At 39.6% G+C, this 25,119-nt stretch carries 26 protein-coding genes; 14 read left to right on the top strand and 12 right to left on the bottom strand.

Features of this window, described 5'->3' with window-relative positions:
• Positions 1-240: 240 nt before the first annotated feature.
• Both QL986_RS02575 and QL986_RS02570 read right to left on the bottom strand, forming a co-directional pair.
• Positions 241-1,503: a DUF4041 domain-containing protein gene (locus tag QL986_RS02575; RefSeq protein WP_290191102.1), complete on the bottom strand. Its 1,263-nt coding sequence runs from the start codon at positions 1,501-1,503 to the stop codon at positions 241-243.
• A 10-nt stretch (positions 1,504-1,513) separates the two neighbouring features.
• Positions 1,514-2,869 (bottom strand): DUF4041 domain-containing protein, encoded by a 1,356-nt coding sequence (locus QL986_RS02570; RefSeq protein WP_290191101.1) that lies wholly within the window; start codon positions 2,867-2,869, stop codon positions 1,514-1,516.
• A gap of 148 nt (positions 2,870-3,017) precedes the next feature.
• Between QL986_RS02570 and QL986_RS02565 the strand changes: the two genes are divergently transcribed.
• Positions 3,018-3,380 carry a TIGR02391 family protein gene (locus tag QL986_RS02565; protein WP_290191100.1) on the top strand — a complete coding sequence of 121 codons (363 nt, stop codon included), beginning with the start codon at positions 3,018-3,020 and terminating at the stop codon, positions 3,378-3,380.
• Positions 3,381-4,099: 719 nt separating this feature from the next.
• On the top strand, positions 4,100-4,294 hold the full coding sequence (locus tag QL986_RS02560; protein ID WP_013463106.1) for a (2Fe-2S)-binding protein: 195 nt from the start codon (positions 4,100-4,102) through the stop codon (positions 4,292-4,294).
• A gap of 106 nt (positions 4,295-4,400) precedes the next feature.
• Here the strand turns inward: QL986_RS02560 and bfr (QL986_RS02555) are convergent, their stop codons facing one another.
• The 3 genes from bfr (QL986_RS02555) to QL986_RS02545 form a co-directional block, all read right to left on the bottom strand.
• Positions 4,401-4,865 carry a bacterioferritin gene (gene bfr, locus QL986_RS02555; RefSeq protein ID WP_008112262.1) on the bottom strand — a complete coding sequence of 155 codons (465 nt, stop codon included), beginning with the start codon at positions 4,863-4,865 and terminating at the stop codon, positions 4,401-4,403.
• A gap of 11 nt (positions 4,866-4,876) precedes the next feature.
• On the bottom strand, positions 4,877-5,350 hold the full coding sequence (bfr, locus tag QL986_RS02550; protein WP_024602407.1) for a bacterioferritin: 474 nt from the start codon (positions 5,348-5,350) through the stop codon (positions 4,877-4,879).
• A 680-nt stretch (positions 5,351-6,030) separates the two neighbouring features.
• Positions 6,031-6,885, bottom strand: coding sequence for a cation diffusion facilitator family transporter (locus tag QL986_RS02545; RefSeq protein WP_290191099.1), 855 nt, complete (start codon positions 6,883-6,885; stop codon positions 6,031-6,033).
• A gap of 266 nt (positions 6,886-7,151) precedes the next feature.
• On the opposite strand from QL986_RS02545, the gene QL986_RS02540 reads away from it, so the two are divergent.
• The 4 genes from QL986_RS02540 (at position 7,152) to QL986_RS02525 (ending at position 10,192) form a co-directional block, all read left to right on the top strand.
• Positions 7,152-7,640 carry a GNAT family N-acetyltransferase gene (locus QL986_RS02540; RefSeq protein ID WP_290191098.1) on the top strand — a complete coding sequence of 163 codons (489 nt, stop codon included), beginning with the start codon at positions 7,152-7,154 and terminating at the stop codon, positions 7,638-7,640.
• Positions 7,641-7,710: 70 nt separating this feature from the next.
• Positions 7,711-9,063, top strand: a complete 1,353-nt coding sequence (locus QL986_RS02535; RefSeq protein WP_290191097.1) for an AlkA N-terminal domain-containing protein — start codon at positions 7,711-7,713, stop codon at positions 9,061-9,063.
• On the top strand, positions 9,060-9,527 hold the full coding sequence (locus QL986_RS02530) for a methylated-DNA--[protein]-cysteine S-methyltransferase (RefSeq protein WP_290191096.1): 468 nt from the start codon (positions 9,060-9,062) through the stop codon (positions 9,525-9,527). The genes QL986_RS02535 and QL986_RS02530 overlap by 4 nt, the downstream gene beginning before the upstream one ends.
• Before the next feature lie 80 nt (positions 9,528-9,607).
• Positions 9,608-10,192 (top strand): thymidine kinase, encoded by a 585-nt coding sequence (locus QL986_RS02525; protein ID WP_008112278.1) that lies wholly within the window; start codon positions 9,608-9,610, stop codon positions 10,190-10,192.
• Here QL986_RS02525 and ltaE read toward each other — a convergent pair.
• Both ltaE and rlmF read right to left on the bottom strand, forming a co-directional pair.
• Positions 10,175-11,179, bottom strand: coding sequence for a low-specificity L-threonine aldolase (ltaE, locus tag QL986_RS02520; protein ID WP_290191095.1), 1,005 nt, complete (start codon positions 11,177-11,179; stop codon positions 10,175-10,177). The two genes, QL986_RS02525 and ltaE, sit on opposite strands and share 18 nt — an antisense overlap.
• Before the next feature lie 19 nt (positions 11,180-11,198).
• Positions 11,199-12,131, bottom strand: coding sequence for a 23S rRNA (adenine(1618)-N(6))-methyltransferase RlmF (gene rlmF, locus QL986_RS02515; protein WP_290191094.1), 933 nt, complete (start codon positions 12,129-12,131; stop codon positions 11,199-11,201).
• Positions 12,132-12,260: 129 nt separating this feature from the next.
• Here rlmF and QL986_RS02510 point away from each other — a divergent pair, with 129 nt between their 5' ends.
• Complete coding sequence (locus tag QL986_RS02510; RefSeq protein ID WP_290191093.1) at positions 12,261-13,169, top strand: alpha/beta fold hydrolase; 909 nt, start codon at positions 12,261-12,263, stop codon at positions 13,167-13,169.
• Here QL986_RS02510 and QL986_RS02505 read toward each other — a convergent pair.
• The 3 genes from QL986_RS02505 to QL986_RS02495 all read right to left on the bottom strand — a co-directional run bounded on the left by QL986_RS02505 (position 13,138) and on the right by QL986_RS02495 (position 17,786).
• Positions 13,138-14,580, bottom strand: coding sequence for a tetratricopeptide repeat-containing sulfotransferase family protein (locus QL986_RS02505; RefSeq protein ID WP_290191092.1), 1,443 nt, complete (start codon positions 14,578-14,580; stop codon positions 13,138-13,140). The two genes, QL986_RS02510 and QL986_RS02505, sit on opposite strands and share 32 nt — an antisense overlap.
• A gap of 144 nt (positions 14,581-14,724) precedes the next feature.
• Positions 14,725-17,295 (bottom strand): TonB-dependent receptor, encoded by a 2,571-nt coding sequence (locus tag QL986_RS02500; protein WP_290191091.1) that lies wholly within the window; start codon positions 17,293-17,295, stop codon positions 14,725-14,727.
• A gap of 332 nt (positions 17,296-17,627) precedes the next feature.
• Entirely contained in the window at positions 17,628-17,786 is a 159-nt protein-coding gene (locus QL986_RS02495; RefSeq protein WP_076921669.1) for an oxidoreductase-like domain-containing protein, read from the bottom strand.
• Positions 17,787-17,890: 104 nt separating this feature from the next.
• Between QL986_RS02495 and QL986_RS02490 the strand changes: the two genes are divergently transcribed.
• Positions 17,891-18,313: a hypothetical protein gene (locus QL986_RS02490; protein WP_013463120.1), complete on the top strand. Its 423-nt coding sequence runs from the start codon at positions 17,891-17,893 to the stop codon at positions 18,311-18,313.
• Between the two features lie 83 nt (positions 18,314-18,396).
• On the top strand, positions 18,397-19,758 hold the full coding sequence (locus QL986_RS02485; RefSeq protein ID WP_013463121.1) for a leucyl aminopeptidase family protein: 1,362 nt from the start codon (positions 18,397-18,399) through the stop codon (positions 19,756-19,758).
• 39 nt (positions 19,759-19,797) lie between these two features.
• On the opposite strand, the gene QL986_RS02480 is transcribed toward QL986_RS02485, so the two are convergent.
• On the bottom strand, positions 19,798-20,184 hold the full coding sequence (locus QL986_RS02480) for a VOC family protein (RefSeq protein WP_008464296.1): 387 nt from the start codon (positions 20,182-20,184) through the stop codon (positions 19,798-19,800).
• An 89-nt stretch (positions 20,185-20,273) separates the two neighbouring features.
• The gene (locus tag QL986_RS02475; RefSeq protein WP_028834141.1) at positions 20,274-21,353 is read right to left on the bottom strand and encodes a ketoacyl-ACP synthase III; all 1,080 of its coding nucleotides are present in this window, start codon (positions 21,351-21,353) and stop codon (positions 20,274-20,276) included.
• Between the two features lie 380 nt (positions 21,354-21,733).
• Between QL986_RS02475 and QL986_RS02470 the strand changes: the two genes are divergently transcribed.
• The 5 genes from QL986_RS02470 to QL986_RS02450 all read left to right on the top strand — a co-directional run bounded on the left by QL986_RS02470 (position 21,734) and on the right by QL986_RS02450 (position 25,069).
• Complete coding sequence (locus QL986_RS02470; protein ID WP_064663846.1) at positions 21,734-22,972, top strand: ATP-binding protein; 1,239 nt, start codon at positions 21,734-21,736, stop codon at positions 22,970-22,972.
• Positions 22,969-23,493, top strand: a complete 525-nt coding sequence (locus QL986_RS02465; protein WP_290191090.1) for a response regulator — start codon at positions 22,969-22,971, stop codon at positions 23,491-23,493. The genes QL986_RS02470 and QL986_RS02465 overlap by 4 nt, the downstream gene beginning before the upstream one ends.
• Before the next feature lie 23 nt (positions 23,494-23,516).
• Positions 23,517-23,936: a DCC1-like thiol-disulfide oxidoreductase family protein gene (locus tag QL986_RS02460; RefSeq protein ID WP_290191089.1), complete on the top strand. Its 420-nt coding sequence runs from the start codon at positions 23,517-23,519 to the stop codon at positions 23,934-23,936.
• Between the two features lie 84 nt (positions 23,937-24,020).
• Positions 24,021-24,299, top strand: a complete 279-nt coding sequence (gene ppiC, locus QL986_RS02455) for a peptidylprolyl isomerase PpiC (RefSeq protein WP_008464312.1) — start codon at positions 24,021-24,023, stop codon at positions 24,297-24,299.
• Between the two features lie 77 nt (positions 24,300-24,376).
• Positions 24,377-25,069, top strand: coding sequence for a hypothetical protein (locus QL986_RS02450; protein WP_290191088.1), 693 nt, complete (start codon positions 24,377-24,379; stop codon positions 25,067-25,069).
• Positions 25,070-25,119: the final 50 nt, after the last annotated feature.

The raw sequence follows: 25,119 nt of genomic DNA, 5'->3' as shown, positions 1-25,119 counted from the left end.
ATCCAATCAATCTTTATTATTGTTACTGCAGATAGGGGGGTAGGTAATCTTGTCATTGTTTGCAAAACGCCAAGCAAATTCTGTTGATATTCTACCTGCCGCTTAGAGCGAGAAACAGACGGTCGCTCAAACTCGTTTTTGGACAAAAACGTGTTAGAGCCGAAGAACCGCTCTGTGCTAGAGAAAGATGTTGGTAACGCCTTGCTAGCGCAATACAAAAGCTACCACAGCAGCTTGCCACTATGCCACTGCTAACGTGTCAGTGTCTTTATGCGGCTCCAATTCGATCTCGTAATCTTCTTGGTAATTGTCGAGTGCCTTAACAACGCTTTGAACATCCACTTTAAAGAACTCTTTGCGATGATTTACTAGGTTGACTCTTTGTTTGCTGAATTCGTTATGTAGAAATTTCTCTAAACTGGGGGCATCTTCCGAATATATATATGCGTGGACATCAAACAGTTCTGGTACAGAAGCATCTCCGAGTTCTTTGACTCTCTCATCTGGATTTGCTCTTCGAGTCATGCCAATTTTTACCATCCCCTCCCCAAATGACACTCTATTAGAGATTATATAAACGTAACCAGCTCGTGTTTGTTGAGCGAGCGATTGTGCGCGAACCTCTCTTTTCTTCAACACTTCCAGTTCCAATTTGTGCAGCTCGTACAGTTCCTTTTGCTCATCAGAGCTGGACTCTAGTTTGCTCAACTCCTGCGCAACCAGCTTCTCCATAATCTCACGATCTTTCCTAGCTTTATTCGCAGCATCAATTATACGCTTTTCTTCTCGCTCTGCTTCTTTTGCTATACGTGCTTCCTCACGTTGTTCTTCTTTGATGTCAGCTTTGATCTGGTTCAATTCATATGTTAGTTGGAGCTCTTTATTCTTTAACCTGAAATAACTTTCAGACAATTGCGTCTTAACTATACGGCCTGAGTTGTTTATATCGTCGAATGTTTCACGGGCGCGTTGAGATAGCCTATTGATGTTGTTCCAATCAACCATTGAACATGCCGCTTTAAACTCATTATCTAAACAGCGGATCCGGAGTTTTATTTCACGATTGAATAGTTTTGTAGCGCCAGCTTTGCGACCATTAACTCTTACGTCTTTACTCATACTGCAGATACAAGCTGTTTTGTTTTTTACCATTTCCTTTAAGTCTTCTTTAACTTGAGCAAGTTTTGCTTCAATTTTTCTGACTTCTTTCGTTTCCGATATAAATGCGTAAGAAGTATCATCAGAGGTACCCACGCCAAGGTTGTACAATGAAAGTTTTTTTTTGTTGTCACGTAGTCTGCTGAATGTCTTATTGTACTTTATCTGTAAGTCTGAATATTTCTCTTTAATTTGTTTTAGCTTGTCTTCTGCCCTCGATACAGGGAAGTACGCATCTCTAACTTTCTTACCATCTGCTTCGACCATTTCAAGCGCTGCGCATGATTTCCTCCACAAGAAAAATGCACCTAATGCACAAATGAATAATATAATTGTTATGAGCATGGTTATGTCCTTATATTGATGCCGGAATTGACCCAGTTAGGTTTTCGTGCGATTGCTTGTTCATTGCTTCACGAATCAAAATACTTTCTCTGTATTCCTTGGCTTCTACATCAAAGTACCAGTCGCTTGACACATTCAGTTCGTCCATTGCAGCTTTTACTTGCTGGGGGCTTACCTTGAAAAACTCCTTACGATTGTTTTCCACATTCACTCGTTGTTCGTCAAACTTTCTATGAAGTTTCTTCTCTATTTCTGGAGCATTCTGCACAAATGCCATCGTGTGCACATCAAATTTAAACGGTACGCTTGCGTCACCAAGTTCATTAATGCGATCCATCGGTTCGAGTCTTCGAGTCATTCCGATTTTAACAACACCCTCTCCAAAAGTACCTAGGTTTGAAATGACATATATGTAGCCGACCTTTGTGATCTGTGCTTGCGAGGTTGCGCGTTGAAATTTATTTTCTAACTTGGCAATTTCAGATTTCATCTTTTGGATTCTTTCTTCCATGACTTTAGCGCTTGCCCCGTGCAGTTTTAAAGCTAAGGCTTGGGCTTTTTTCAGATCAGAGCTCCGGTAAGATATTTCGTCTTCAAGGTCATCGGCTTCATCTCCGGATTGATTATTTTGCTCACGGAGGATAGCTTGTTGTTTTTTCCTCTCCGCTTTCTGTCTTTCTCTGTATAAAAGTTCTCGATGCCAAGCGTTTAACTCATTGATTTTCAAATTAAAGAATTCTGCTGAGATGGTTACATTAGCCGTCTCGCCCAGTTTACCAAGTTGTTCGTTTACACGATGTAGTTTATTAACCGCCGTATCATAAGTTGAATGGCGCATTATTTTTCGTATGGCATCAAATTCTGCATTGAATGCTTTGAGCGAAAGATATCGGTAATCTTCGACCATTCGTGCACCAGTTTTTTCGCAGCCAAACCATTCCCATTTTGAGTATGCGTCTGTTGCCAGGCCTCTGCTTATGACACGATACTGATCCGCATAACATTTATTGATTTGAGCTTTAAGTTCTTCTCTGTCATCAAAGCTATAAACAGGTGGCAGTAATCCAACTTCGATATATTGTCTCTCTAGCTCAAGCTTCTCAGTGGATTCCTCGAGTGTTTTAAAATGTTCTTGACCAGAAGTGATTTTCCTTTTCACTTCTTCTAACTCACCTTCAAGTTTGGCAACCTGATTTTCAACAGATTCATTTTCAAGGTTTTCCTTTTGACGTTGAATTTCAGCAATTTGTTCAATTCGTTTCGTGTGATTAGATTTCGCTTTGATGGCGAGAACAATTATGGCTCCGCAAAATAGCGCCCAAAAGTAAACGTGTATGTCTATTCCCTCAATCATATTTCCCTTCATTTTATTATGCTTTTGGATTACCTTATCTTTTGTATGGAATATATTCAACACTACCTCCGAACAGTAACTTCCTTAATCGCACTTTTGTCGAAATCCAAACCATAATTACCATATCAACATGCTCAGCTTTTACATTTATTAACGTGTAGTGGTTTTCAATTATTGTCGGGCTGAACTAGTCGATGAAAATTACTTTCATGCTGTCCTTGAAGCCGTAAAGGGTATTGCAGAACGAATTCGCAATATGTCATCTTTAACAAAAGATGGCGCAGATCTATTTAATACCGCATTTTCTGTTAAGCACCCAATCTTAAAGATAAACGCTCTGAGAACAGATACAGAAATCAGTGAACAAAAAGGCTTTAGCAATATGATTGTAGGGTTGTTTGGCGCAGTTAGGAATCCTGTAGCTCATGCGCCAAAAATATCGTGGCCCATGAGTGAGCTAGATGCACTGGATATTTTGTCAACGGTATCATTTATTCACAGGAAGCTAGACAATACCCATTAAAGCTAAAATTGTGTGTAACACCCGTGTTAACAAGGCTATCAAAAATCGTTCCGGCCAAAAAACGGCCTCCACTGGACGCGCTAACGCGCGTCTTTTATAGCGGCGTTACAAATGTCCGCTTGTGGCACAAACCGGAAATAGCCCACGCACTAATTATATATTTATACATTAAGGTTTCTTCAGACTTAATGTAATTCATTTCAATCATTCAACTATTTACCTAAACTTAGGGTCTGTTGGCCTTTACGGATTAATATTTGTTCAAACTAGGGGGGATTTAATCGCGACGCGAGATTTGTAACCTAGTGGGCTAAGTAAAAATCGAGCAACAAAGAGTTAATTGCCCCTAGGCAGAACCCTTCGGGCAGCGCCTGTTTGGCATTGATGCTGCGTTATCGCCTATTTATGGGGAATAACCACACCACATAGACTCTGCCTTGCCTAAAGACCAAACAGACTACTGCAAATTTAACCTTGAAAGGTCAACAGACCCTGAACCTACTTAAATTCAAGGTGGGACTTTAGTTAATAAATCTCAATTTAAGTGCCATACTTCGAATGAAATTCAAACAATTCTCAAGCTGCCGCGAATTCTCAACTTAAGTGGCGCTGTCCAAAAAAAATGCAAAAAAATCAAATTTTATAAAAAACCAATTGATAACTATTTTCGTTTAGATTAGTATAAACCTACTAAATGAAAGTAAGAGTTGTTTGTATTCATGTATATTTGTCTTTGTCACGGTGTGACCGATAAAAAAATTGAGCAAACCATCGACGATGGTGCTACTACCATGCGCGAGCTAACTAAAGAGCTTAAAGTGGGCAGCCAGTGCGGTAAGTGTTGTTGCTGTACTAAAAAGATACTCAATCGTAAACTGATTCAAATTGCAGATATAACCGATCAAGTGGCTTAATAGTAATCTATGTAATTGCCTCTATCTAAACGAATTGGTTTAACATTTAAAAATTAAACATAAAAAAAGCAGCCTTAGCTGCTTTTTTTGTATTTATAACTTTAACTTACAGTTGCGATTGTAAGTAGTTTTCAAGCCCAGTGTTTTTGATCAGCAGTTGCTGTGTTTCTAGCCAATCAATTTGTTCTTCTTGCTCATTTAAAATGTTGTCGAGCGCTTCACGGCTAATATAATCTTTTTTACTTTCGGCTAGTTTAATGGCAGCACGTAGCTCATCTACTGTATCAAGTTCAAAGCTCATGTTAGCGGCAATCATTTCTTCGCTGTTTTCGCCAATGCGTAAGCGTCCTAAATCTTGAAGATTCGGAAGGCCTTCTAAAAATAAAATACGCTCAATTAAACGATCGGCGTTTTTCATTTTTTGTATTGATACTTTGTAATCAGCTTTGTCTAGTTTACTAAAACCAAAATCTTTAAACATGCGTGCATGTAAAAAGTATTGGTTAATACCCACAAGCTCATTAGCAAGTACTTTATTTAGTGCTGCAATAACGTCTTTATCGCCTTTCATAATATAAGTCCTTATTCGCCCATTTGAGCCTGGTGATAGTTTTGAGTGCCAATTTTGTCAATTAGACCTAGTTGTTGTTCTAACCAGTAAACATGATCTTCTTCGGTATCAAATAATAGCTTTTCTAGAATTTCACGTGATTGATAATCTTGCTGTTGTTCACAGATGGCAATAACTTCTTTAACACACTCAACCACTTCAAGTTCTAAGGTTAAGTCGTTTTGCATCATGCTTTTTACATCGCTACCAATTAAGAGGTCACGACGTTTGGTCATGTTTGGTACGCCTTCTAAAAAAAGAATACGTTTAATTAACCAATCAGCGTGATCTTTTTCTTCTTCCATTTCATGGTTAAGACGCTCATAAAGTTTGTTTAAGCCCCAATCGTCGTACATACGAGAATGAATAAAATACTGGTCAATAGCAGCTAATTCGTTAGCTAACAATGTATTGAAGGCGTCGATTACTTTTTGATTACCTTTCATAGCGCTTATCCTAAAAATTCTAATTGTGGCTAGTCTAGTATATAGGCACAGAATTGCAAGTAATTTACTTATAAATCATATGGTTAATATTGAGTTTGATTCTCGTTTAAGTTTACATTGCTGGCTGACAAATGGACAAGTTGTTATTTGTATTTTAGATCAGTAAGTTACATTTTTTATAACATAAAAAGGCATACTTACTAAGGTTATTAAGTAAAGTATTGCAGCTATTCTAAGTGTTGAGGTTGTTCTTTTACGCTTTATTACTTCGAATTCTGGGATGAATACAGTAAAACTGAAATATTTACACAACTGAGTTTTTTCACTCAATTTATTTTGTAGCCACTCTCGTAATCTAATTATTGCTATTGTAGCGGGGGGATGTGTTTGCACCCAGCTCACGGCTCTGTAATTAATCAAGTAAGAAAGGCTAAGGAGCAGGGAAGTGGACATTTATTGTTTACACAAATATCCGTGAAAAAAGCAGATAAAGCTGAAAACTTAATGTTGCATCTTGCAGCAGCAACTATCAGTACTCTCTAATTTAATTAATTTGTGATAATACTTATCTATCGTATTTTTGTAGCGGTTTAAATAAAAACCGCTGAGAAGTCTAACTAATATATAAGTAAACCTAATTAGAGCTTTAATGTAATCATTTTGGTTATTGAAAACAGTGATTAGTAACACTCGATTACACAGTGTTCAATTGCAAACTCGTCATGTAGATACTGTTTTATGGCATTAAGCTCAATTGGTGTATCTGTTTGCATCACAATTTCACAGTGAGTGGTAGTATCGTCTAGCTGCCAAGCCTTTATAGATTTTATTTGAGTAATGGCAAATTGTTGAAGTAACTTTTTACTGATAAGTTGCTGGTCAAAACCAATGGGGGCTGCTTGCATTAAAATACTGCAGCTGGCTTTCAGTAATAACACCCCATGATAAATTACATACAGTGATATTAAAATGGTTGCTATTAAATCAACCACATACCACTGATATAAAATAATTAAAGTACCCGCAATAATAACGACTATTGAGGCCATTGCATCTGACACGTTATGAATAAACGCTGCCTTTATATTCATATTGTTTTTAGCGCCGGCTTTATAAGTTAATAACGCAGTGACTAAATCAATGAACAGTGCAAAGGCAGCAACCCACACAATAATCCAACCGTTAATTGGTTGCGGGTTTAAGTAACTATTTATGGCTTCAAAAATTAAATAACCCCCGATCACTATTAACGTAGTGCTATTAAAAAGGGTTGCTAGTATTTCTGCGCGTTTGTAGCCAAAATGATGGGTTGTATCAGCCTGTTTATTGCCAATTTTTCGGGCAACGAGGGCAATAAAAATAGAGGCCGCATCACTTAGGTTATGTAATGCATCAGCAATTAATGAAAGGCTGCCAGAAAATACGCCGCCAACAACTTGCACTGCAGTCAGTAAAACATTTATAAATACGGCAAGAGTGAGCTGTTTATCACTTTGGTTATCATCAACGTGACTGTGTGAATGACCATGACCCATTTTAGTTAAACTTCCTCATTGCTTTACTGTGTACTCATAATGACAACTTTTTGCCATATATAAAAGCGTTGTTTTAATTTGTTTTTTTAATGCCCTAATGAATAAATTGAAATAAGCTCATGAACGTTACTTATTGAATATAAAACGATATGCTAGGGTATAAATAAATGTATTAATGGCTTAAATTATCATAATTAGTTAAGCACTTTTTATATTAAATTAGATGCTTACCAAGCATAAAAGTAGTTTTTTAAAGGTCAATAACAATGAACACAGCAATAGAAATTCGCGATGCAAAGCCAAGTGATGCAAAAACAATTCTACACTTTATCAATGAGCTTGCTATTTATGAAAAAGAACCTGATGCAGTTAAAACCGATGAGCAAGCCATTTTAAACACCCTGTTTTGTGAAGGCGCAACGGCGCACAGTTTAATATGTTTACAAGATGATGAGCCAATTGGTTTTGCCGTATATTTTTACAACTACTCGACTTGGTTAGGTAAAAATGGCCTCTACCTAGAAGATTTATATGTTAGCCCAGATAGCCGTGGAAATGGTGCCGGTAAAGCTATCATGAAAGAGCTGGCAAACAGAGCAATAAGCAAAGACTGTGGTCGCTTTGAGTGGGTAGTGCTTGATTGGAATAAACCCGCGATTGATTTTTACAATAGCATGGGCGCTGAGCCACAGAATGAATGGATTATATATCGTTTAACGGGCCAAGCATTGATTGATTTTGCAAATAAAGATTAGTGCCGAATATGGCCAGTAATACGCTTAGTTTTTGCTAAGCTAAGCGCTACCTAATTTACAAGAGCATTTTATGGGTGATCAGCACTGGCAAAAAGCACGTCAAAGTCGTGATGCGCGTTTCGATGGGCTTTTTTATGTAGCCGTTAAAAGTACCGGTATTTATTGCAGGCCAATTTGTCCTGCGCCTACAGCTCATGAAAAAAATGTGGTTTACTATCAGTTTGCGCACTCTGCCGCGCAAGCTGGTTTCAGGCCTTGTATTCGTTGTCGGCCCGATAGTGCACCAGGAAGTGCGGCTTGGCAGGGAACAAAAACAACGGCTCTACGAGCCAAGCAATTAATTGATCAGGATAATCAGCACGACTGCGAAAAGCTCGCCACGCGTTTAGGAATAAGCAGCCGTTATTTAAGGCGATTATTTTCTCAATATTTTGGCATTTCTATCACGCAATATCGATTGTTTAACCAATGTCATTTTGCAAAAAAATTGATTCAAGAAACTAGCTTACCGCTTACCGAGATAGCGTTTGCCTCAGGCTTTAAAAGTGTTAGGCGTTTTAATGATGCTTTTTTAAAACAACTTAATATTGCGCCCTCAGCGCTCAGAACCGCCAAGCACCCAACTGATATTGGGCTCACCTTAATTTTGCCTTTTCGTCCGCCGTATAACTGGCAGGCATTGCATGGTTTTTTAGCAAAACGATTAATTCAGCCAATAGAGTGGTTAACGCCAACTAGTTATGGGCGTACTTTTACTTATAAATCGTGTAGAGGGCGCTTTGATGCTGAGTTTGTTGCAGATAAACATCATTTTCGGGTGCAAATTGATATAGATAATACGCAATATTTACAGCCAGTTATTAACAACATTCGCCGTGTGCTTGATTTAGATGCAGATACTTATTTAATTGAGGCGCATTTAAGCGAACACATTAATAATGCATTTCCACTTACTAAAGGCTTAAGGTTACCGGGTATTTGGTCAAGTTTTGAGGCGGGAGTCAGGGCTGTACTTGGGCAACAAGTCAGTGTAGCGGCCGCGCACAACCTAGTGACTAATTTAGTAACACAGCTTGGTGAAAAGCAACACCAGCAGGTCTATTTTCCTGAGCCTGAAGTGTTAGCACACAGTGATTTTGCATTCTTTAAAATGCCACAGGCGCGTAAAAATGCCCTGCATAACCTCGCTGAATTTTGTGCCGTGAATCCCGATTATGATGACTTAGATCAATGGCTTAGTTTAAAAGGGATTGGCCCATGGACGGTTAATTATGCAAAGTTACGCGGCCAAAGCCAGCCCGATATTTTACTCGATGGCGATTTAGGCGTTAAAAAGGCACAAGCGGCAGCAAGCTCTTTTGAATCTGCGAACTGTGCACCATTTCGATCTTACTTAACTTTTCAACTTTGGCAGCAATTATGATAGTGCAAACCAGTTTACCCAGCCCGATTGACGATATTATTATCCAGGCAACTGAAAATGGTATTAGTTATGTGGGGTTTTATCCACCGACCAGTTATATCAGCACGCCTTTAAATAAGGTGACTAATTCGCATGTTTTATCTTGTGTGGCGCAGCTTAATGAGTACTTTGCTCATACGCGTACTGAGTTTGATTTAGAACTTGATACTGGCGGCACGCCATTTCAGCAAAGTGTATGGCAAGCATTGTGTAGCGTACCCTATGGAAAAGTGGCGACTTATAAAGATATTGCCGAGCAGTTAAACAACCCTAAAGCTGTGAGAGCGGTGGGGGCTGCAAATGGAAAAAACCCAATCAGTATTATTGTGCCGTGTCACCGCATCATTGGTGCAAATAAAAAGCTAACTGGTTATGCCGGTGGCCTAGAGCGCAAGCAATGGTTACTAGAGCACGAAGCAAAATAAATAGCTAAATAACGTATCCAAATTTGTATTCTCTGCACTTTAGGGTAGCATAAGCGCACTTTTTATTTGAAGGCACGGCCATGGCGCAATTATACTTTTACTACTCTGCAATGAATGCAGGTAAATCAACCACCTTACTACAATCTGCATTCAATTATAAAGAACGTGGTATGGAGCCGGTGATCCTCACGGCGGCTATCGATGATAGAGCCGGTGTTGGCAAAGTATCCTCACGTATAGGCCTTCAAGCAGATGCACATATTTATGATGCGGATAAAGACGTATACGAGCTAATAAAATCGCTCAATAGTGATAAAAAACGCCATTGTGTGCTGGTGGATGAATGTCAGTTTTTATCAAAAGACCAAGTTATGCAGTTAACCGATGTAGTCGATGAGTTAGGTATTCCCGTATTGTGTTACGGCTTAAGAAACGACTTTAGAGGTGAGTTATTTAGCGGCTCGCAATATTTACTTGCTTGGGCTGATAAGTTAATAGAACTTAAAACGGTGTGTCATTGTGGGCGTAAAGCAAATCACGTATTACGTACCGATGAAAATGGCGAGGCTATTGCCGATGGCAACCAAGTAGAAATTGGCGGCAACGACCGTTATGAATCGGTGTGCCGCAAACATTATAAAGCCGCGTTAAATATGGGCCGTTAAGGCTTTAATAAAGGTATCTATATCCGCTTTGGTAATACCTAAATGGGTTACTAGCCTAAGTTGCTTACTTGGGCTAAACACAATGTCCTGTGCTTTTAAATCGGCTGCTAGTTTTGTGATGTTTATGTTGTTATCAAACGTAGCGTAAACCATGTTTGTGGTATTACTCATGTTTACGTTAAAACCTGCCACGTTATTTAACTGCTTTGCTAAATAACGTGCATTAGCGTGGTCATCGACTAAACGTTGAGTGTTATTTTCTAAAGCATATTGCCCCGCAGCAGCTAATATACCCGCTTGGCGCATACCGCCGCCAAGCACTTTTCGCCAGCGTCTTGCTTTGGCTATCAATGCTGTTGAACCAAGCAATAATGAACCAACAGGTGCACCTAATCCTTTTGATAAGCAAATAGATACAGAGTCAAAATGTTGGGTTATTTCTTTAATATCAAGGTTAAGCTCGGCAGCGGCATTAAAAGCGCGAGCGCCATCTAAATGCAGTGCTAAGTTATGTTGGTTAACAAATTCGCGTGCTTTGAGTAAATAATCAATACCGAGTACTTTACCACCTATGGTGTTTTCAAGGCTTAACAGGCGGGTTTTTGCAAAGTGGCTATCATCGGGTTTAATTGCTGCAGCAATTTTAGTAAAACATAGACTACCATCGGCTTCATTTTCAATAGGCTGTGGCTGAATAGAGCCTAAAACGGCAGCGCCACCGCCTTCAAACTTGTAGTTATGAGCATTTTGACCACATATATACTCGTCGCCGCGTTCACAATGGGCCATTAATGCAAGCAGATTTGTTTGTGTGCCTGAGCTACAAAAAAGTGCATCTTGCACATTAAAACGTAATCGAGCATAAGCTTCTAATTGGTTTACACTTTCATCATCGCCATAAACGTCGTCGCCGACGGGGGCATGATACATAATATCCCGCATTTTGCTGCACGGTTTTGTTACTGTATCTGAGCGAAAATCTATCATGGGGTGTCCTTAAGTGGCTTTATACTAATTCTTCACAAATTTGTTCTCGGGTGGCTTTATCAAAATAGCTCCATGCAATAAAGCGACTGACTTTTTGCCCTTGTGCCATTTCAACAATTTTAAATTCACTAATAGGCTGTTGTTTTAGCTGTGCTTCTAAGGCTGCTAGAGTTTCTTTTTTAGAAACCAACGAGGTAAACCAAATTACTTGGCCACTGTGATCCCTGCTTTCTTTGATCATGTTAGAAATGAATGCTAATTCACCACCTTCACACCACAGCTCATTACTTTGTCCGCCAAAATTAAGTGCTTGCGAAGGCGCTTTGCCTAAGTTTTTCCATTTACGTTCACTGCCTTTACTGGCTTCTTCTGCACTGGCGTGAAATGGCGGGTTACACATCGTTAAATGATACAAATCTTTCGCATTAATCACCCCTTTAAAAATATGCTCGGGATTTTTTTGTTGTTTAAGCGTTATTTTTAGATTATTGAACTGAGTGAGCTGCTTGGCTATTTTTATTGCTGCAGAGTCTATGTCGCTGCCAGTAAAATGCCATTGGTATTCGCTATTGCCCGTTAGCGGGTAAACTAAGTTAGCGCCAGTGCCTATATCAAGCACTTTAATTTGTCGGCCAGTGGGAATAACCTGCTGATTATCTTCGCTGATTAAGTCAGCTAAGTAATGAATATAATCTACTCTACCTGGAATAGGTGGGCACAAGTTGTGCTCAGGAATGTCCCAAAAGTTAATGTTGTAATGACTTTTTAATAGCGCCTGATTCAAGGTTTTTACAGCTAAGTTATTACTAAAATCAATACTTTGATTGCCTGCTGGAGTCGTAATTAAAAAAGCAGTTAACGAAGGGGTTTGCGAGGTAAGCAAATTAAAATCGTAACCATTTTTATGTTGATTGCGCGGATGTAATTTAGAACGAGTTGATTTTGCTTTCATGAGGCTTTTTTAACAACAGGAATAAAAGCCAATAGTAACAAATACAGACAAAAAAAGTGCATAATTTTCCCTTTGGCTTACCAGGTATTACTGGTAGGATGAGTTGTTAGCAATTATAAGGAATTCGCTTTGGCAGTTACTCAAGAGTCTGTTTTTATTAAATTAGATGACCATCAAACACTGCATTTGCGCCGTATCGCCAATCAGAAGCCGAGCGGCCCTGTGGTGTTATTAATTCATGGTGCGGTAGAAAATGGCAAAATATTTTACACTCATAGCAATAAAGGGTTAGCGCCTTTTTTAGCTGAACAAGGGTATTGTTGTTACGTAGCTGATTTACGCGGGCGTGGTGAAAGTAAACCTGCTATTTGTAAGCAAGCACGGTATGGACAAACTGAGGCGATTGTTGAAGATATTCCGGCATTTATTGAAAAAATTGAACAGTTAGAGAGTAAAAAACCTGACTTTTTAGTTGCCCATTCTTGGGGTGGGGTGCTGCTTAATAGCGTGTTTGCTCGCTTTCCTGAGCTGATAAACGATGTAAAAGCATGTGCCTATTTTGGTTCAAAGCGTTCGCTATTTAATAACCACCCTAAAAAGTTATTTCAGGCCAATTTAATTTGGTATTTTATGGCGCCAATATTAGCGAAAAAACACGGTTATTTACCAGCAAAACGCTTAAAGTGGGGCAGTGATGATGAAACTCAAAAGTCGCATTATCAAAGTATGCAGTGGGCGAAACAAAACCCGTGGATAGACAGTGATGATGGCTTTGACTACGCTAAAACATTAGCAAATCTCACGCTTCCTCCAACGTTACATATTGCGGCAGTAAAAGATAAAGCATTGGCACAGCCTATCGATATTCAAAAGTTTATTGATGAGTCAGGTACTGGGGTGCAAAAAATGCAAATATATGGCCGCCGCTTTGGGCACAAAGTAGATTACGACCATATTAATATGCTTACTCACCCACAGGCACGCCAAGAACAGTTTATGGATGTGCTTAATTGGTTTGAGGCAACGAGAGCAAACTAAGTAAAGGGGCTTCATAACGCTGCCATTTATCAAGGCTTTTGTTATTTACAGGTTGCCTGATGGCATGTTTACTGAGCGTTGTAACGGCGCTTTTATTTTTGTAAAAGTCTAAACAAGTCTGTTCAAATTCACAGCCAGTAAAACTCAATAGTGCGGTTAATTGATCTTTAGGGTTTTCAATTAACTGCTCATAACTTAAATTATAAATAGTTAAGCGGTTAAATTGCTGCCAATGGCTCATCAGTTTTTCATAAAGCTGATGGTACAAAGTAAATTCATTTAAATCACAAAAATAGGGTTCGTTTTCAGCAAAGTAATTAGTAAACACTGAAAATGCGGTTGCGTTAAAGTTGCGGGTCAAGTTAATAAACTTAGCATCTGGGAATAAAATATAAATTAACCCTAAGTTTTGGTAGTTGCTAGGCAGTTTATTGATCACAAATGCGCAATTGCTCCCAGAAGAACTTAAGGTATCTAAATATATAGCTCTGGCTTGGTTAATTAAAGGCGTTGTTAGTTTAGTTAAGCATTGAGGGTAGCGTAACCCTGTTTTATGTTCTAAAAAAGCGACTACCTTATTACTAATACTGGTGTCTTCTCCAAGCGTTGCCCATTGACTGTGTCCTGCTAACATTTGCTCCAGTAAGGTTGAGCCGCTTCGTGGCATACCAATAATAAACACGGGCGTAACAGGATACTGCTTATTTAGGTTTGCTAAATTGAACACACTTTCATTATTATATTCAATAAGTTGATCATAAAACTCAATTAAATCTTCAGTATTAAATTCACTGAGTTTGTGTTGTTGCTGATTGGCAATCACAAAATAGTTAAACGCTTGATCAGTATCGTCTAACTTGTCGTAACTTTTAGCTAAAGCATAGTAGCAGACCATTTTTAAGCGTAGGTTATTTGTTTGCGTTAAAAAGTGGTGTAACTGATCGATGTAATTATTTGCTTTATTAAAGCGCCCTAATTGTACCAATTCAAATAAAACATAAGCCGTAACTGGTGCTATTCCAAGCTTTAATGCTTCCTCAAACGTGGCATGCGCTTTATCAAGCTCGCCAAAGGTTAAATAGTGCTGGGCTAAATAATAATGAGTGTCTGGGTTGTCTGCGGCAATACTTGTTGCGTATTCGAGTACTTTTTGCGCATCTTCAGGAGAGTTGACCGCATTAAATGCATCACTTAGTGCATACAAAGGTTCTAATGCATAAGGGAGATGCTGACACGCTCGTTGTAGTATATAAACAGCGGCATCAAATTGTTCTAAACGCAGTGCTACTTTACCTAAGCCAAACAGGGCGTCACCATTATCAGGCTCTGCTTGTAATAGCATTTTGTAATGAAACTCAGCTTCTCTGAGCTTGTTTTGTGATAATAACTGGTCCGCTTTTTTTAGTAGCATAATACAACTAATATTCTTTTTATTTACTATAACCCCAAAGTCACAAAAAATGCGAGTGTAAAAGTCATTTTAAATGGGTTTATAAAGGGCAATAAAAAGGCGAAATGCATTACACATTTCGCCTTTAATTATCATTAACACATGTTAGAAAGTATAGGTTGCTTTAGCGTAGTAAAAGCCACCATTAATTCCGTATGGAGATGTTTCGTAGTACTTACCACCCCAGTTGTTATTTGGTGCCACTGTGAAATCAAGTTTCTCTGCTTCTTGATCCAGTAAGTTTTGTGCACCCAATGAGAAGCTAATTGAGTCATTCATGAAGTAGGTTACTTCTACATCTAACGTGACAGCTGCGTCAGCCATTTTAGCTGTTTCATCATAATCTACGTGAACGCCTTGGTATTCGCCAAAGTAGTTAAGGCGAGAAAATGCTGAAAAGCTTTCCCATTGTTGTGCCCAGCTCAGTGTTGCACGGTGATTAGGTAAGTCATTTTCAAGACGACTAACTTTAAATGCACCAGTTATATCACTTGAGCGTGTTACTTCTGTTTCATTCCAGTTGTACGCTAAGCTAAATGTAGAGCTACCACTGAACAATTCAGCTGAGTAGTTAGCAACTAAATCAACACCTTGTGTAGTGGTGTCAAAGTCATTAGTAAAGAAACTAACTTGCGCAAGGTTTTGTACGTTAGGTACGCCCGCAGCTTCAAGCGTGTCTTTATCTGCTTGGCTAAGTTCAATTTTATCTGATTGGCTAATACGGTCATCTACTTGGATGTTGTAGTAATCAACCGTTAAGAATAAATCGCCAATAGTATACACCGCACCAAAGGTATAGCTTTGTGATTCTTCAGGCTCAAGTTCAGTACCACCTAGTTGGATAGCAATTGGGTTTGTAGGTGGTAACAATGCCGAATCTACTAGTACACCACTGCTTAAGTTAGTTTGTACGTTACTAACATTCGCTTGGCCAACGGTAGGCGCACGGAAACCGGTGCTGATAGAGCCACGAATATTTAGATCTTCAGTCAAGTGGTATTGACCCATTAACTTATAGTTAGTGGTTGAACCAAAGGTATCGTAATCTTCGTAGCGAAGCGCTAAGCCCATTAGGAACTCTTCAGTAAATGGCGCTTCAATATCAATGTAAGCTGCATAGTTTCGACGGTCATATTCGCCTGCATCTGATGGTTTAAATCCAGGGAAACCGTTAGAACCTATACCAAAACCTTGATCAGTTAATGGACCTGCAATAAACGAAGCCTCATCACCTGCCACTACGGTAAAGGTTTCTTCATGCCATTCTAAACCACCGGCAATGTTTACATCGTAAGCTAAATCAAAGTCAAACCCTTTTGAAATATCAAAATTAAAGTTTTTCTCTAATTGTTCATATTTACCTGGGCTAAAATCACGCGGGCTATCTGGACCCAGTGAAGCATTGATTGTGTCGTATATAAAGTAGCGAGATTCGTTATACCCTACCGTACCACTTAGATCATAATAAGCGCCTTCTAAAAAGCCGCCAGTAAACTCACCTTTAGTACCGATAGTAAGTGACGTATCTGTAATATTACCACCAAAGTTTGGTGTAAAACCGCCCGGAAGCATTTCGTTAAATGCGAAACAATCAGGGTTATTTGCTACACCATTAATGTAGTCAGGGTTATCAAGAACGTTGTCATCAATCATAATGGTTGGACAGTTACCGCTCATATCACCGGTTAAATCACCAACAAGCAGTGTTTCGCCACCGTCATTTGAGTATGCACCAGGGCGAGTATGCGGGTTACGGTAATAAAAACCACCGCGTACATCACGCTCTGAGTAGTTACCAAACATATAAAACTGTGAGTCGTTAGTAAGCTCTAAGCCAACATTACCAAAGATAGAGATGTCGTCATCTACCTCAGGCGCACCCCATACTTGGGTAATAGGAGCAATGTCTGGCACTCCAGCTTTGATAAGCTGTGCAGCATCGTAACGTTGCACTGAGCGGCTGGTTGCGTCGGCAGTTTTGTACTGAAAACTTAAATTTGCAAAACCGCTATCGGTAAATGGTAAGCCCACATTACCTGAAATTTGGGTTGTATCACCATCGCCTTCGTAATATTGGCCTTTACGAACTTCGAAAGATCCGCCTTCTGAGGCATCTTTAAGTTGGAAGTTTAAAACCCCAGCAATCGCATCAGAGCCATATTGTGCAGCAGCACCATCACGAAGTACTTCTACTTGTTTTAGTGCAATACTTGGAATTACTGAAATATCAGCACCTTGCGCACCATCGTTAATACCACCACCTAAAAAGGCGATAACTGAAGCACGGTGACGACGTTTACCGTTAAGTAAAATTAGTGTGCTATCTGAAGGTAGTCCGCGTAAGTTTGCAGGGCGCACTAATGAAGCAGCATCACTGATTGGCATTGAGTGTACGTTTAAAGAAGGAATAGCCCCTTTTAATAGCTCTAGCATATCAGTGTTACCTGATTTACTTAGCTCTTCACCACCAATAATATCGATAGGTACAGGAGAGTCACCAATAGAACGAGGCGCAGAGCGCGTACCTACTACGGCAATTTTTTCTACATTTTTGTTTACTTTAACTTCGGTTTGCTCTTCTTGAGCAATTGCTGAACCAGAAACAAATAAGCCTGCGGCTGTTGTTGCTAGAGCAAATTTGATGGCCTGTTGAAGCGCATTGCTTTTTAATTTCATTCTAAATATCCCCAGTTAGAATTGATTTGTATAGTCTATTTAATGACTTTATTGTGGACGGTTCACATTCAATGGGGAGCAGATATTGCTAACTCACTCCTAAAAGCTTAATAAACTAAGCGCACCTCCTGTGAGTCCTCGAAATAGACTATAGATAAAAAAACTAAAGAGGGCAATGGGTAATTAACCACTATTTAACAAGTTGAAACAAATGATTTATCTAAAAATAACGCAGAGTTAATCATAAGTAGGGCAGGGAAAAGGGGCAAAAGCAGGCATTGATACATAGTTATTAATTAAATAAGCTATTTTAGCTACTTTCTATTATTGAATTAAACTGACTTGCTATTGATATTTTCACCATGATGTTTTTTCCACTGTGCAAGTTTTTCTTTGTACTCATCCCATACACATGGACAGCAACTACCGCCGCCGCAGCACTCATCAGACTTTGGCCTTTCGGGTTTAGTGTTGGGTATGTTTTTTTGCATGTTTTTAATTAAAACTGAGGAAAATGAACTTTAAGAATAAATGATTGAATAAAGCGTGTAAATTATTCTTTGTGAACTGAAAGCGCTGTGTGAGAATACAGGCTATGCGATTATATAAAGTTATCCATCGTGCACCCTGGCGGGTTGCTAAAATAAGTAAAAAGCGACAACAACTACGCTTTCGTCGTGCTATGGTCGCGCTTAAAATTGCGCTTGCCCAAGAAAGGCAAGAAACCAAAGAAATGCTAATAATTTATAGGCGTTATACCCAAGGGCAAACAAATAAAGCAGAACTAAAACGCGCCAACGAGCAGTTTGTTGATATATTAAAAGGACTAGGGCTAGGCGTTTTTGCGTTATTACCGTTTGCACCATTAACTATTCCACTGGTTGTTAAACTAGGGCAGTTAGTAGGTGTTGATGTATTACCGAGTTCTTTTAGTATGAATAAGCCGATTAAAGAAATTGATCAAGAAATTGCTCAACAAAACCAAGAGCAAGACTCAACGCCCTCAAAGAAGAAGTAAGCTAGCAGAACATAATTAGCTATACCTTTTAATAGTGCTTATTGTTATGCTAAGGCATCATTTTCTATTATGTGAGTCATTTAATGAGTGCTTTACTTCGTCATACCTCTTCAGGAATTCCTCTATCATTTATCGTTAAAAACGAACTAACCGATTGGCTTACGCAGCAACCGAGTTTTGTACAGCGCTGGCTAGCAAACACAGATTTTGAAAAATCAGGACTCGCACTAGTACCAAACCCAGAAACGGGTGAACTAAGTCAGGTATTTTGTGTAATGCAAAGCACTGATGATTTTTGGGCTGCTGGCGAGCTTGCCAGTAAATTACCTGCGGGTTGTTATCAAATTCAAGGTGATGAGTCTTTAGTTGCTCAACTTGCTTTAGGCTTTGTCTTGGGTGGTTATGAGTTTAGTGAATACAAACAAAAAGCCACCGCTAAAGCTCAGCTTGGTATTGCTGATAAAACATTATATGAACAAGTAAAACAACAAGCGGATGCCATTAATTTAGCACGCGATTTAGTTAATACCCCAGCTGCCGATATGATGCCGCAGCACTTATCACAAGTCATGAGTGACCTAGCAGATACATTCGACGGTGAATTTTCGCAGTGGATAGGTGATGAGTTATTAGAGCAAAATTACCCAACTATTCACATGGTAGGGCGCGCGAGTGAAAATAAACCACGATTACTCGATTTAAAGTGGGGAGCGGTTGATGCGCCACAAATTACGTTAGTCGGTAAAGGCGTGTGTTTTGATTCCGGTGGACTGGATTTAAAGCCCAGTTCAGGCATGCGCAACATGAAAAAAGACATGGGTGGGGCCGCGCATGTTATTGCCCTGGCTCAGCTAATTATGGCCGCTAACTTACCAATACGCCTTCGTGTTTTAGTGCCTGCGGTTGAAAATGCTGTTTCGCGTAATGCATTTCGCCCTGGCGATGTAGTAAAAACCCGTAAAGGTATTATGGTCGAAATAGACAATACCGATGCGGAAGGGCGACTAGTGTTGTGTGATGCTTTAAGCGAAGCACAAAACGATGATCCTGAATTAATCATTGATTTTGCTACATTAACTGGTGCGTGCCGTATTGCGTTAGGTACGGAGTTACCAGGTTTTTTCTCAACGGATCGCGCTGTAGCAAATGCCATTATGGACTCGGGAATGCAAGTTAACGACCCTGTTTGGCAATTGCCGTTATTCGAACAATACAAACCATTTTTGAAAAGCGATGTGGCTGATATGGCTAACTGTGCAAGTACGCCATTTGGTGGCGCAATAACCGCTGCGCTTTATTTGAAAGAGTTTATAGAGCCAAATACACCATGGGTTCACTTTGACGTAATGGCATGGAATTTACGTGCATTACCCGGGCGTCCAGCTGGTGGTGAAGCACTGGGTATTCGTGCAGTATTTACTTACCTACAAAATCGATTTAACTAACCTGAACTTGGGTTAAGGTTTACCTTGAGTTATTTGATGTTAAAGTGCATATAACTCAAGGGGTAAGCCATCTGGATCGGCAAAAAAGGTGAATTTTTTGCCGGTTATTTCATCTTCTCTAATATTTTCGACGATGACATTGTGTGACTCTAAATAATGTTTAGCAGTATTAATACACCCAACTTTAAATGCTAAATGTCTAAGTCCTTGTGCTTCGGGGTAGCTTGGTCTACTTGGCGCATCATTAAACGAAAATAATTCTAACTGACTACCATCAGGTAAAGCTAAATCGAGTTTGTAAGACTGACGCTGTGCACGATAATGCTCATTAATAATCGTGAGTTTTAATATTTCACTATAAAAATGTTTAGAGCGTGGGTAGTTGCTACAAATGATGGCTACATGATGAATGCCTAGTAGTTGCATATATTTTCCTTAAAAAGCAAAAAGCAAAAAGCGCACTAAAAGCAGTGCGCTGTTTATCAATACATGTGCATGGTCATATATATTAGCTTTTAGCTAGGTTCTGCGTCTTTACACGCTTTTACAGCCGGTGCAACAAGCTCTAAACCCGTTTTATCACACGGTGGAAGCTCAGCATCACTAATAGCAATAGGCGTTACTCGCTCGCCCCATTTTATATAGCTTGCCGCCCAAGTAAGGCCAGCCCCAAATGCCGCCGACATAATGTTTGCATGCGGTTTAATTAAGCCTTGCTCAACGGCTTCACACAATGCAATTGCAATGGTGGCAGCAGAGGTGTTGCCATATTCACCAATATTGACCATTACTTTTTCGTCATCCACTTTTAAGCGATTTTGAATAGCTTGAATAATGCGTAGATTGGCTTGATGCGGAACTAGTACATCGATATCGTCTAACTTAAGATTGGCTTGTTCAAGCACGTCGTCACAGGCTTCACTCATGCCTTTAACGGCACGTTTAAATATTTCACGGCCTTCAAATAAAAGGTCTGATGGACCAATTGGCTCATATTTATTTAAATCACTGCCAAAATTAGTAATGTGTAAAATATCACGATCTTCGCTGTCACAACCGGTTTTAGTCCCTAATAAGCCTGCAGGTGTTTCTGCTGCTTCAAGCACAACGGCACCGGCACCATCACCAAATAATACTGCGCTGTCGCGTCGTGCCCAGTTTACATACCACGTCATGCGCTCAGCCGCGATAACGACTGCTTTTTTGATCATGCCAGCTTGAATTTGCGCTGTCGCAGCTTGTAAAGCATATAAGAAACCAGAACATGCCGCGTTGGTGTCCATGGCTGCAGCGCCTGTGGCACCAATATTTTTTTGTACTAATGAGGCGGTGTTTGCGACTACTGTTGAGGGGGTGCACGTTGCTAAAATAACTAAATCGATATCTTTTGCATCTACGCCAGCACAAGCAATGGCATGTTTTGCAGCCACACTAGCAAGTTCAGCAGTACTTACATGGCTAACTCTTCGTGCCTTGATACCTGTGCGAGTGGTGATCCACTCATCGGTTGTATCTACAATTTCACTTATTTCGTCGTTGCTGATGCTTGCTGGTGGAATGCATTTACCCCAACCAGTGATATGTGCGTAAGGCATAGTGTGTTCTCTTAAAAGTGGTATGACGTGTTCGTCTAATGAGGACGTTATATCAAAAATTAGCTGTTAACACTAGTTTATAGCATGGTTTGCTTAGTAATTACTGCTATTTTACGGACTATTTGCTGCATTTTTGTTTAAAGGTAAGTGGCTTGTTTTTATTGTGTTAATTAAATGCTTTTAATGATTGTGCGTGTTTTACACGATAGCTCATAGGCTTTCTACAATTATTAGAATTCGAATACTTTGTTGACCATATATGCTTGAGTGCGGCTGAGCGAGCAGCTAATATGAGGCGCATATTATGAAATCATTAGAATAAAAAGCGTTATTTATAATGGATAACAAAGCAATGTATATTCAGTCAGGTGAATCTTATTGTGTTAATTAAAACCGATCCTGCTATTAGCCGGTTATTAATGCTGCGCAGTGGCGCCATTGCTGTGCAGCTTATTGCGGTGTTAAGCGTTTATTTTTTATTAGAGCATCAAATTGCGCTCATGCCGTTGCTAGCCGTTATTACGCTTGAGGCGGTTTTTCAGTTAGCAAGTATCTTTGCTTATAGAAATGTTAGCCAAGCAAAGCCAGTTGGCATGCTGATGCAACTGACCGCTGACGTACTTTTTTTAACTATTTTGTTGTCTTTAAGTGGCGGTGCAACTAACGCATTTGTGTCGTTATTATTGTTACCTATTATGATAGCGGCAATTACATTGAGCGCTCGTGGGCTTGCCTATATTGCTGTGCTGGCTATCGCTGCCTACAGCATGCTACTGATTAAAATGCCAGAGCATAGCATGCACCAAATGAACATGAGTGGCCACTTTATTGGCATGTGGGTTAATTTTGTTATCAGTGCCTGCGTGATTGCGTTGGTTATTGGTGCAATGAACCGTGCTTTACAACAACGTGAGCGCACTATTGCCAAAGTTAGAGAGAAACAGTTGCGTAGTGAACAACTGGTTACTCTCGATGGCGCAGCGGCGCAAATTACTCATCAATTAGCAACGCCTATTGCTAATTTACAATTATTGTTTGAAGAGCTTGTAGAAGAGTATCCCAACAATGAAATTATTCAGCAAATGCAAGCACCCCTGCTGCAATGTCGCACTCAGCTTAATGATTTTAGAAAGCTCTCTATGCAGCTACGAGATAAAAACACGCAAACACCTATAAAAGCAGAGCAGCTGCAAAATCAAATTCATGATACGTTGCTATTACAATACCCTAATCAACAAATAAACTGGCTTAATGAGGCGCCTAAAGCCACATTAAAAAGTGATGCCATGCTGCTACCTGCTATTTTAAACTTATTACAAAATGCAGCGCTTGCTAACGAAAAAAAAGGCCAAATGCAATTAGAGTTGAGTTGGCAACAGCCAGATGCGCAAAGTATTGCGTTAATTATTCGGGATTTTGGCGCTGGTTTTTTATCCTCAGAGTTAGCGGAGTTAGGCGGGCAGCTCATGCCCAGCGAGCAAGGCATGGGAATAGCGGTTATGTTATCAAATGTCACGTTTGAGCGTTTAAATGGTTCGTTAACTGTTTATAATCACCCCGATGGTGGGGCGGTGGCCAAGATACAAATGCCACTATTAATAACCGAGTCGGCGCTATGAAGCTGCTAATTATTGAAGATGACAGTAACCTTGCTACCACTTTGGCAAGGCGCTTAACAAAACACAGCTTTAACTGTGAGGTTGCACATAACCAAACAGAGGCTTTACTTAGGGCTCGCCAGCAGCAACCTGATTGTATTTTATTAGATATGAAGTTAGCAGATGAAAATGGGCTGGCGCTTATTGCACCGCTGCGACACTTGTTACCCAAGGCGCATATTGTATTGCTTACTGGCTTTGCAAGTATAGCTACAGCCGTAGAGGCGATGCGCTTGGGCGCTAATGACTATTTAACTAAGCCTGTCGATATGGCAAGCTTACTAAAAGCGCTAAAAGTAGAGCCGGTATCGACAGTAACCGAAATTCCTGAAGAGGTTATGTCACCTGAGCGTTTGGAGTGGGAGCATATTCAACATGTATTGCACAGCAACAACGGTAATGTATCAATGACTGCAAGGCAGCTTAATATGCATAGACGCACTTTGCAGCGCAAGCTACAAAAAAAACCAGTGCAACAATAAGCCCTCGCTTGAGCAAGTAATTAATGACTCATACCGCCGCGCTAATAAAAAACCAAAAAATTATACTGTTCGACGCCCAGTGCAAGCTTTGTAGTGCGTGGTGTAATTTTATTATTGCTCACGACCCTCAGGCCATATTTAAACTGTGCAGTGTGCAATCGCCAAAAGGACAGCAAATATTAATGCACTTTGGCTATTCGACAACTGATTTTGTCTCTATGGTTTACATTGAAAACGCTCAAGCATTTATACAAAGCCATGCATTTTTTGAGGTGATTAAACAGCTAGGCTATCCGTGGAAACTTAGTGGTATATTTAGTGTGTTGCCAAATAGTTTTAATAATTGGCTTTATGATAAAATTGCATCAAATCGATATACCTTATTTGGTAAATATCACTATTGCAGGATCCCTTCAAAGCAAGACCAAGCCCACTATTTATAAGTGCTTTAATAGATGCCTGAATATATTGGCTGTGCTAAAATCGCGGCGTTTAATTACTAGTAAATAGGTTTTAAGGGCTTTTTCATGGCAAATACGGCGCACGCACTGCATATTTTAGTAAAACATAAAGAGATTGCAGAAGACATCATCAAGCAATTAGGCAAAGGCGCAAAGTTTCAAACTTTAGCTAAAAAGTATTCGTCATGCCCATCGGGTAAAAAAGGCGGTGATTTAGGTGAGTTTAGACGAGGCCAAATGGTTCCACAGTTTGATAAGGTGGCCTTTAGTGGTGCAATTTTAGAACCGCATTTAGTAAAAACGAAATTTGGTTGGCATGTGATTAAGGTGCTTTATCGTACATAAACTAACGCAATTTTAAGTTGCCGCTATACTTATCATTTGTTTAGTTTGTTACATTGCTAAAGCAACTTGGAATAACTATGAAGCTTATTATTTTATGCTGCAGTTTAATTTTAATGGCAGTGTCATTTTTTGCCAGTAGCACTGAGCAAACGATCACCCTTAAGCTTGGCAAACCAAGCACCCAAGACATACCAAAAAACCACTATATTTTAACATTATTAGAAAAGAGCTTTGCAAAGGTTAATGTAAAGCTCAATATTGCTTATAGTCTTGAGCCAATGAATACTAAAAGAATTTTAGAAGAGCTCACACGTAACGATGATGTTAATTTAGCTTGGTTAACTTTGCCAAACTCCCTTGCAGAGCAAAGACATTTAATCCGCACAAGTTATCCTATTTATAATGGGCTGCATTCAAAGCGCTTGCTCATGGTTAAACAAAGCCGGTTGGGCGAATTTTCAGATATAAAAACCCTTAAACAACTAAAGCCGTTCATAGCCTTACAAAAGCAAAGTTGGTCTGATTATTATGTATTAAAGAACAATGGCTTAACAGTTAATGGTGATTTGAGTTATGAAAGCATGTTAAAAGCGTTAGATGAAGGACTTGGCGATTATTTTCCGCGTTCAGTAACTGCTATAAAAGCCGAAATACGTAAACATCCTCAGTATAACTTTGTTATTGAGCCTCATATTGAATCGCCCCGAGTTCATCGGAGACCAGTTTGTTTAAGTCAGGCCACTTTACCTGACTCGTTTAAATTATCATAGTAGTCTGTTTCATATTGAGCTGGTGAAATATACCCAATTGAAGATAATAA

It is taken from the genome of Pseudoalteromonas sp. APC 3250 (genome assembly GCF_030407915.1).
Lineage (GTDB): Bacteria > Pseudomonadota > Gammaproteobacteria > Enterobacterales > Alteromonadaceae > Pseudoalteromonas > Pseudoalteromonas tetraodonis.
This window is presented reverse-complemented; position numbering and strand designations above follow the sequence as displayed.